The sequence below is a fragment of the Micromonospora solifontis genome (assembly GCF_003725545.1).
GTDB classification, from domain to species: Bacteria; Actinomycetota; Actinomycetes; order Mycobacteriales; family Micromonosporaceae; genus Micromonospora; species Micromonospora solifontis.
This window is the reverse complement of record NZ_RJLN01000146.1, coordinates 1-8,035: the sequence shown is the minus strand read 5'-3', so window position 1 is coordinate 8,035 and position 8,035 is coordinate 1. Positions and strand designations below refer to the sequence as shown.

General features: G+C 64.3%; 7 protein-coding genes. 6 read left to right on the top strand and 1 reads right to left on the bottom strand.

Annotated elements, in window-relative coordinates; all coding sequences use genetic code 11:
• The first annotated feature begins 19 nt into the window (after positions 1 to 19).
• From hsdR to EFE23_RS26920, 5 genes are all read left to right on the top strand, one after another.
• On the top strand, positions 20 to 2,512 hold the full coding sequence (gene hsdR, locus EFE23_RS26940; protein ID WP_123243692.1) for an EcoAI/FtnUII family type I restriction enzme subunit R: 2,493 nt from the start codon (positions 20 to 22) through the stop codon (positions 2,510 to 2,512).
• A gap of 74 nt (positions 2,513 to 2,586) precedes the next feature.
• A complete protein-coding gene (locus tag EFE23_RS26935) occupies positions 2,587 to 3,180 on the top strand; it encodes a type IV toxin-antitoxin system AbiEi family antitoxin domain-containing protein (protein ID WP_123243691.1) in 594 nt (197 codons plus the stop codon).
• A complete protein-coding gene (locus tag EFE23_RS26930; protein ID WP_123243690.1) occupies positions 3,177 to 4,058 on the top strand; it encodes a nucleotidyl transferase AbiEii/AbiGii toxin family protein in 882 nt (293 codons plus the stop codon). Before EFE23_RS26935 ends, EFE23_RS26930 begins: the two co-directional genes overlap by 4 nt.
• 1 nt (position 4,059) lies before the next feature.
• Positions 4,060 to 5,562, top strand: coding sequence for a class I SAM-dependent DNA methyltransferase (locus EFE23_RS26925; RefSeq protein ID WP_123243689.1), 1,503 nt, complete (start codon positions 4,060 to 4,062; stop codon positions 5,560 to 5,562).
• 20 nt (positions 5,563 to 5,582) lie between these two features.
• The gene (locus EFE23_RS26920; protein ID WP_158675933.1) at positions 5,583 to 6,695 is read left to right on the top strand and encodes a restriction endonuclease subunit S; all 1,113 of its coding nucleotides are present in this window, start codon (positions 5,583 to 5,585) and stop codon (positions 6,693 to 6,695) included.
• On the opposite strand, the gene EFE23_RS26915 is transcribed toward EFE23_RS26920, so the two are convergent.
• Positions 6,679 to 7,344, bottom strand: a complete 666-nt coding sequence (locus tag EFE23_RS26915; protein WP_123243687.1) for a JAB domain-containing protein — start codon at positions 7,342 to 7,344, stop codon at positions 6,679 to 6,681. The two genes, EFE23_RS26920 and EFE23_RS26915, sit on opposite strands and share 17 nt — an antisense overlap.
• Positions 7,345 to 7,724: 380 nt before the next feature.
• Between EFE23_RS26915 and EFE23_RS26910 the strand changes: the two genes are divergently transcribed.
• The coding region (locus EFE23_RS26910; RefSeq protein ID WP_163599827.1) for a transposase family protein at positions 7,725 to 8,035 on the top strand (311 nt) is incomplete at its 3' end.

Here is an 8,035-nt window from a genome sequence, read left to right as displayed (position 1 = left end):
CTAAACTCCCGGACCATCGGTGACGGCGAAGGGCGGGCGGCTGTTGAGTAGCTCGAGTTGGTCGGAGTCACGCACGATTCGTGAGCTTGTGGTGCCCCTCCTGCGCGTGGCCGGCTGGACGGAGGCGGCGTGGCAGCGGGAGTACCCGATCGCCCCTGGTGGACGACAAGTCATTGACGGCCGGGTCCGGCAGTCGTCGCCGCTGCGAGCAGACATCGCGCTGAAGCATGGTGACCGACCGATCGCTGTGGTGGAGGCGAAGGCAAGCTCCAAGGATTTCCGTACGGGGGTCCAGCAGGCGCGCCGGTACGCCCACAGACTCGATGTGCCGTTGGCCTATGCGACCAACGGGCGCCAGATCATCGAGATTGACATGCGCGACCAGATTGAGCGGGAGGTGCCTAGCTTCCGGGGGCCGGAGCAGGCGTGGGCCCACTACCAGGGCGCGGCCGGGCTGACCACAGACTGGGCGAAGGCGTTCGCCGATACGCCCTACAACCGGCGGGTTTTAGACGCGTCCGGCGAGCCGAAGCAGATGCGGTACTACCAGGATGTTGCCGTGCAGCGGTTGCTGCGCGGGATCGCCCGGGGCGATCAGCGAATCCTGGAGGTGTTGGCAACCGGCGCGGGCAAGACGAGCGTTGCCATGCAGTTGGTCCACGTGCTCTGGGAGAACCACTGGCCTCGCGGGGCGGGCAGCGGAGATTCTCGTCCCCGGGTTCTGTACCTGGCCGACCGGGACATCCTGGTGACGCAACCGATGCGGGACTGGTTTCGCCCGGCGTTCGGTGACGAGCCCGTGGTGCGGGTCAACACCTCGTCGTCGCGGTCAAAGCACCTGTACTTCGCGTTGTACCAGGCGCTGGACCAGGTCGGGGCGGACGCCGAGCGGCTGTTCCAGGAGTACGACGACGACTGGTTCGACCTGATCATTGTGGACGAGTGTCATCGAGGCAGCGCGAACGCCGACTCGGCGTGGCGGGATGTTCTCACGCACTTCTCGAAGGCTGTGCAGGTGGGCCTGACCGCAACGCCCGTCTCGCGAGGGCCTGCCGACACCTACGGCTACTTCGGGCCACCCGTTTACGAGTACAGCTTGCGGCAGGGAATCGAGGACGGTTTCCTCGCCCCCTTCCAGGTGGTCAGGGTCCGACTCGATAGCGATGTCGACGGCGTGGAGATCACGCCGGGCACGCGTGACGCGGTCACCGGCGAGGAGGTGCCGGTGAGGACCTACCGGGTCGAAGAGTTGGAACGCCGACTGATCCTGCCCGAGCGGACTCAGGAAGCGGCCCGCTACCTGACCGAGTACCTGCGGCGTACGGATCGCATGGGGAAGACGATCGTCTTCTGCGTCAACCAGGACCATGCAGCCCGGTTCCGGGAAGCGATGGTGAACCTCAACCGTGATCTCATGCAGGCGTACCCCGACTGGGTTGTCCGGATCACCGCCGACGAGGGCGACCTCGGCCGAGGGCTCCTCGACCGGTTTCAGCAGCCGGACGAGCCCGTGCCGGTGGTGGTGACCACGTCGCGTCTCCTCTCGACCGGCGTGGACGTGCCGACCGTGAAGAACATCGTGCTCTTCGCGGGGATCAAGTCGATGCCGCTGTTCAAGCAGACCATCGGGCGCGGTACCCGTCTGGATGAGGAGAACGGCAAGGAGTACTTCACGATCATCGACTTCGCCGGCGCGACCCGGCTGTTCGAGGACCCCGAGTTCGACGGGCCGCCGATCCGGCGGACCGAGGTGGGCGAGGGAGAGGAGCTTCCGCCCGAGGCGACCGCTCCGGTGCCGGTCGACAGCGCCGACCCGGACGGAGACGAGCCGGTCGTGGCATCCGCCGAACCGGCGTACAGCCACGAGGATGGGGGAGATCTTCCGCCGGACGAGGCCGACGAGGTGATCGACCCGGACGAGATCGCGGGTGTCCGACGGCGGTCGGCGGCGTTCACGGTGAGCGGTATCGACGTCCGCGTGGCGAGCGAGGGCATGTACGTCGTCAACCCGGAAACTGGTGCCCTCCGTCTGGTTCGGTTTGAGCAGTGGGTACGGGATCGGACGCGCGAGCTGGATCTTCGCCCGGATTCCCTGCTGGCCCAGTGGGCCACGGTGCGGGGCCGCCGGGAACTGCGGGACGCGCTGCGGGAAGAACTGGGTATCAGCCTCGATGACCTCGCGCGCCGGCTCAACAAGCCCGACTGTGACCCGATCGACCTGTTGGTGCACCTCGCCTGGGATGAGCCGCTGAAGACTCGACGGGATCGAGCTGACCGCTTTTCGCGGGAGGAGCGGGCCTTCTTGGAGCGGTATGCGACCGAGGCAAGGCAAGTCCTCGCCGCGCTGGTTGACAAGTATTCGGCGTATGGACCCGACGAGCTCGATGCGAAGGTGTTGCAGCTGCCACCGTTCCGAGACATGGGATCGCCAGCAGAGCTGGCGGCGAGGTTCGGCGGGCCGGACAAGATGCGGGACGCCTTCGACGATCTTGGACGCCGCCTGTTCGCATAACTCAAGAAAATTTTTAGTTTGCCGTCGGGCCCGGCCAGGACCTAAAGATTTTCTGTAGTTTGCTATCCTGACTTGTGCTCTCGGACCGGCAGACGCACCGGCGCAGGCTGTTCCGCCTCGCCGCCCGTCAGCATGGCTACTTCACGGCTGCCCAAGCCGTGGAGGCCGGATATTCTCACCAGGCTCAGAAGTATCACGCCGACTGCGGTAACTGGGTGCGGGTCGATCGGGGAGTCTTCCGCATGCCGGACTGGCCAGCGCACCAGTTCGACCACCTCGTCCGTTGGGCGCTATGGACCGGCGGGGCGGGCGTCGTGAGTCACGCCACCGCGCTCTCCGTGCACGACCTCGGCGATGTCGACCCGGCCGTGGTGCACCTGTCGGTGCCCACGCGGTTTCGGCGGTCGGCACCTGGGATCGTCCTGCACCGTCCGCTTCCGCCCGACCAGCACATCGAAGATCGAGAAGGGTTCCGGGTGACGACACCAAGTCGAGCGCTCGCAGAGTGCGCCCAGACGAAGATTGAGCAGCAGTGGCTCGATGGTGCTGTCGCCGAGGCGCTCGGCCGAGGCCTGACCACCCCGCGCCGCCTGCGCGCTACCGCCGCGGAACTGGGCCCGACCGCAGAGCTCGGTGTGCATGTGGCGCTGGAGGCGGCAGGCCGATGACCAGAAAATACTCGACGGCTTCCGCGCTGCGCGCTGCCCTCGACGATCGAATACTCGAACGCGCTCGCGCGTTGGGCAGGGACCCAAACTGGCTCCGCCGTCGCCTTGCCTTCACCCGCCTCCTGGTCCGGCTCGTCAATGAGAACGCCGATACCTGGGTGCTGAAGGGCGGCATGGCGGTCGAGTTGCGCCGACCCGGGCTGGCGCGAGCGACGCGTGACGTCGACCTGGTGATGCGGCCGGGGCTCGTAGCCGATCCGGCCGACGGGATGGAACTCCACGAGGCGCTCACCGAGGCCCTGCTCACCGACCCTGACGGCGATGGTTTCGTCTACTCGGCCACCTCGCCGGCTCGTCTGCGTGACGACGCATACGGGCGCCCAGCCTGGAGATTCCCGATTGAGTGCCGCCTTGCTGGTCAGCTCTTCGCCAAGCTCAAGCTCGATGTGGTGGCGCGCCCCGAGGAGCTCGGCGGCGTGGAGCTGCGTGAACTGCCGGACGAGCTGGCGTTCGCGCAAATCCCTACGCGCGCAATCTGGGTCGCCGACCTGCGGCAGCAATACGCCGAGAAGCTGCACGCCCTGACGCGGCTCTATGAGACCGGGGAGTCCACCCGGGTCAGGGATCTGGTTGACCTGGTGCTGCTGGTGGAAGATGGTGTGCCGGCGGACGCCGAGCTCGTCAGGCGCGTCCACCACGTCTTCACCATCCGACGCACCCACGCCGTGCCGGACGATCTCCCGGATCCGCCGCCGTCGTGGGCCGCGCGCTACGAAGTCTTGGCTGCCGAGATCGGGCTTGCGGTCACATCCTCAACTGAAGCACACAAGATCGTTTCAGGGCACTGGCAGCAGGCCCGTGCCGCACAGGAAGGTTGAAATGCCACCTCGGAAGAAGTCGCCAGCCCGCCCACAGACGCCCCAGCAGCGCCTGGCGGCTGTCATCAAGCGATGCCGGGACATCATGCGCATCGACCCCGGGCTCAACGGTGATCTGGACCGGCTGCCGCAGATGGCGTGGCTGCTCTTCCTCAAGGCCTACGACGATCTGGAAGAGCAGCGGGCGATCCTCGATGCGGATCACAAGCCCGTGATCGCTGGACCCTTCCGCTGGCAGGCGTGGGCGCGGAACGAGAAACTCAGCGGTGACGATCTTCTCAACTTCGTCAACGGCGAGTTGCTGCCCTACCTCCGGAAGCTGCCGCGCACAGAGGGCGGCTTGACCACCGCCGACGTGATCTCCGGCATCTTCCAAGGAATGGACAACCGGATGCGTTCCGGTTATCAGCTCCGCGAGCTCATCAACGAGCTGGAAAAGATCCACTTCGAGTCGGCCGACGACGTCCACACGATGGCTCGCCTGTACGAGTCCATGCTTCGTGAGGTCCGCGATGCAGCCGGCGACTCGGGCGAGTTTTACACCCCCCGCCCGGTCATCCGCTTCATGGTGCAGCAGGTCAACCCGCAACTTGGTGAGATCGTGCTGGACCCGGCTGCCGGCACCGGCGGGTTCCTGATCGAGACGTTGGAGCATCTCGGCGAGGACGCGAGGAAGTCGGTCGCCAACCGCGAGCGGGTGCACAGTTCGGTGCGAGGCTTCGAGAAGAAGCCACTTCCCTATCTGCTGTCCACCATGAACCTCCTGCTTCATGAGGTAGACAGCCCTCGCATCAGCCTAGGTAACTCCCTGCAGACCCTCATCAGCGACAAGTCGGCGGCTTCCAAGGTAGATGTCATCCTTACCAACCCGCCTTTCGGTGGAGCCGAGGACAACGAGGTCGCCAAGGCGTTTCCAAAAGAGGCGCAGACAGCCGAAACTGCTTGGCTCTTCCTCTACCTCGTCATGGAGAAGCTTAAGCCGGGTGGCCGGTGCGGGATCGTCGTGCCGAACAGCGTGCTGTTCGATACCGCGGTTGGGGCACGGATCAAGAAGCGGCTACTGGAGACATGTGACCTTCACACCATCGTGCGCCTCCCGGACGGCGTGTTTGCGCCTTACACGGACATCCCGTCGAACCTCCTGTTCTTCGAAAAGGGCCGACCAACGGAGGAGATCTGGTTCTATCAGGTCAAGCCGCCTGAGGGTCGCAAGAAGTACACCAAGACTCGGCCGATGCAGTTCGAGGAGTTCGCCGACTGCCAGACCTGGTGGGGCGGTGTAGAGCGGACTGGCCGAGGGGATGATCCGCACGCGTGGTTGGTCCCGGCGTCAACCGTGGTGGAGTCCGGCTACAACCTCGACCTTCGAAATCCGAATGCTGGTGATGACCTTGCCCATCGTCCACCGGGGGAACTTCTGAAGGAGCTAATCGCCACCGAGCATGAGATTTTAACGCTGCTTGAGGAGCTTCAACGAGTCGCGGACGGAGACCAGAGCCGGTGAGAACTGCCAGATTCGGCGACTTGTTTCAACTGGAGCGAATACCACTGGATCCCGATCCGTCCGAGGCTTATGTGCAGATCGGAATCCGCTCCTTCGGGCGTGGCATATTTCATCGCCCGGCCGTGGCGCCGGAAGGACTAAGCAAGCTTCGCTACTTTTGCATCAATCCAGGCAGGATTGTCTTTAGTAATATTATGGCCTGGGAGGGTGCGATTGCCCTAACGGGCTCGCAGGACGAGGGTACGGTCGGATCGCAGCGTTTCCTGAGTTATGCGCCAATCTCGCGCGAGGTCTCACCCCAGTACTACAACTACTTCTTCCAAACGGAAGCGGGCCTGAGGCTTGTGCGATCGGGAAGTACGGGTACCGTTAAGCGGAACCAAACCCTGTCGCCGCGAGTTATTGAGAATTTTCTAGTGCCGTTCCCTTCGCTCGATGAGCAGCGTCGTATTGCTTCTCTCCTGGATTCGATTATCCGAGTAACCGAGGCTGACTCAAGTACTTCGCAGGTAGAAGCGGCCCTCCCAAGCTCATTCCTCTCTGCGGCGTTCTCCGGCAGCGCCCCAACGGCAAAAGTCAAGGATTTGCTTTTCCTGTCGAGGCAGCCCGTGGATGTTGACAACGAAACGGCTTACAAGGCGGTTGGCATACGCTCCTTCGGCAAGGGGATGATTTTTTATCCGCCTAGTCGCGGTGATCAACTCAGTAAGCTGCGATACTTCAAGTTTCCTGGCGAAGCCCTCGCCATTAGCAACATCAAAGCTTGGGAGGGTGCTGTTGCTGTCACTCCCCACGCGACGTCTGAATATGTTGCATCTAACCGGTTTCTGTTCTATCTTCCCAAGGAAGATTCGATAGATGTTCGCTTCGCCTGCTATTATCTGATTAGCGAGGAAGGTCTTTACCAGATTGGTCTTGCATCTCCCGGATCGGCTGACCGGAACAGGACCCTTGCGGTGGACAGGTTCGCCGAAGTGCGAATTCCAGTTCCCCCTAAGGATGTGCAGCAGCGCGTTGTTGCGATGCTCGATAAGGTGCACAAGGAGTGGGTGCAAGCGCTGGAGCGGAGAAACGCACTTCGTGCTGCGCTGCGTTCCTCGGCGTTGAATGCCGCATTTACTGGGAAGTTGTGACGCGGCGCCATGCCGCATCGGTGACGATGACGTGGTCCAGGAAACGCAGGCCAGAACTGCCAGCCGCTTCCTGGACCGCAGCGGTCCCTCGGATGTCTTGGGTGCTTGGGGTGGGATCGCTGCTCGGGTGGTTGTGCGCCAGCGCGAACTGGCGGCCATCCCGTTTCAGCACAGCCACCATGATCTCCCGTACGGGTAGGAGCGTGTGATCGGCAGCGCCGTCGGAGACGCAGTCGACGCCGAGCACTCGACCGCCTACGTCGCAGGAGACTACGAGGAGGCGTTCACGGCACCTGCCACGGAGCAGGGGGGCAGTTATCGCCACGACATCCGAGGTGGCCTTGATTCGGGCCGGTGGAAGTGAGGCCGCTGCGCGGCGGGCGAGCTCGAACGCCGCGACGATGCCGGATGCCTTGGCATCGCCGATTCCCTTGATGCTCGTGAGCTCCGGAAGTGTCGCTCGGCTGATGCCCTCAACCGACCCGAAATGGGTCAGGAGGCGTTCGGCCAGATCATGAACCCCGATCCCGGCGACGCCGGCTGTGCCGAGAAGCAGCGCGAGTAACTCCCGGTCGGATAATGAGTGCGCGCCGCTCGCGGCAAGGCGTTCGCGCGGCCGATCGTGGATGGGAATACGGGACAGCGGCACGCCGTCGACGTTAGGCGCTGGGTGTGACACGAGCCCTCGCAGTCACCCACGAGTTATAGCGCTCCCCAGCTCGGACGCAGGAATGCCTTCAACCGGCCGTCAAGCGCCTGGGGACTGCGGCGGTTGGGGCCTGCGTGGGGCTGCCCAGCAGGGCCATTGCATAGTCGGATGAGGCGTTTCTGACCTGGCGTTTCGTGGCTGGGGGTCCACTGCAGACGGGTGCGACCCATCGGTGATCATGAGGTTTGTCGAAGACTTCGTGACCACTGGGAAGGCCGCACCCGCGCATGTCATCATCACCGATCACCGCCCTGATGCCAACCACGCTTGGGGCCGCTGCGGCTGCCCCGGTAACAGATCGTGAACGGCCGGGCTTGCTGGTGGCGTTGGAGGTCGTGCCAGACCCGCGCGATCCCCGAGGCCGCCGCTACGGTCTGTCGAGCCTGCTCGCGGTGGGAGTGTGCGCCGTGATCGCCGGGGCGTGCACGTTCGCGGCGGTGCACGACTGGGTGCGCGACCTCGACCGCAGCAGGTGGCGCGCGTTGGGGTTCAGTGACACCGTTCCGGCGGCGACGACGTTGTGGCGGCTGCTGATCCGCGTCGATGCCAGCGTGTTGCAGCAGGTCCTGACCCGGTGGCTACGCGCGCGCAGCGGCCCGCTGCAGATCACCAGCCGCCGGTGGCGGCTGGT

Bases quoted from the DNA above. Each gene is read 5' to 3' on its own strand.
- EFE23_RS26930 (WP_123243690.1), top strand. From the start codon at position 3,177: ATGACCAGAAAATACTCGACGGCTTCCGCGCTGCGCGCTGCCCTCGAC.
- EFE23_RS26925 (WP_123243689.1), top strand. From the start codon at position 4,060: ATGCCACCTCGGAAGAAGTCGCCAGCCCGCCCACAGACGCCCCAGCAG.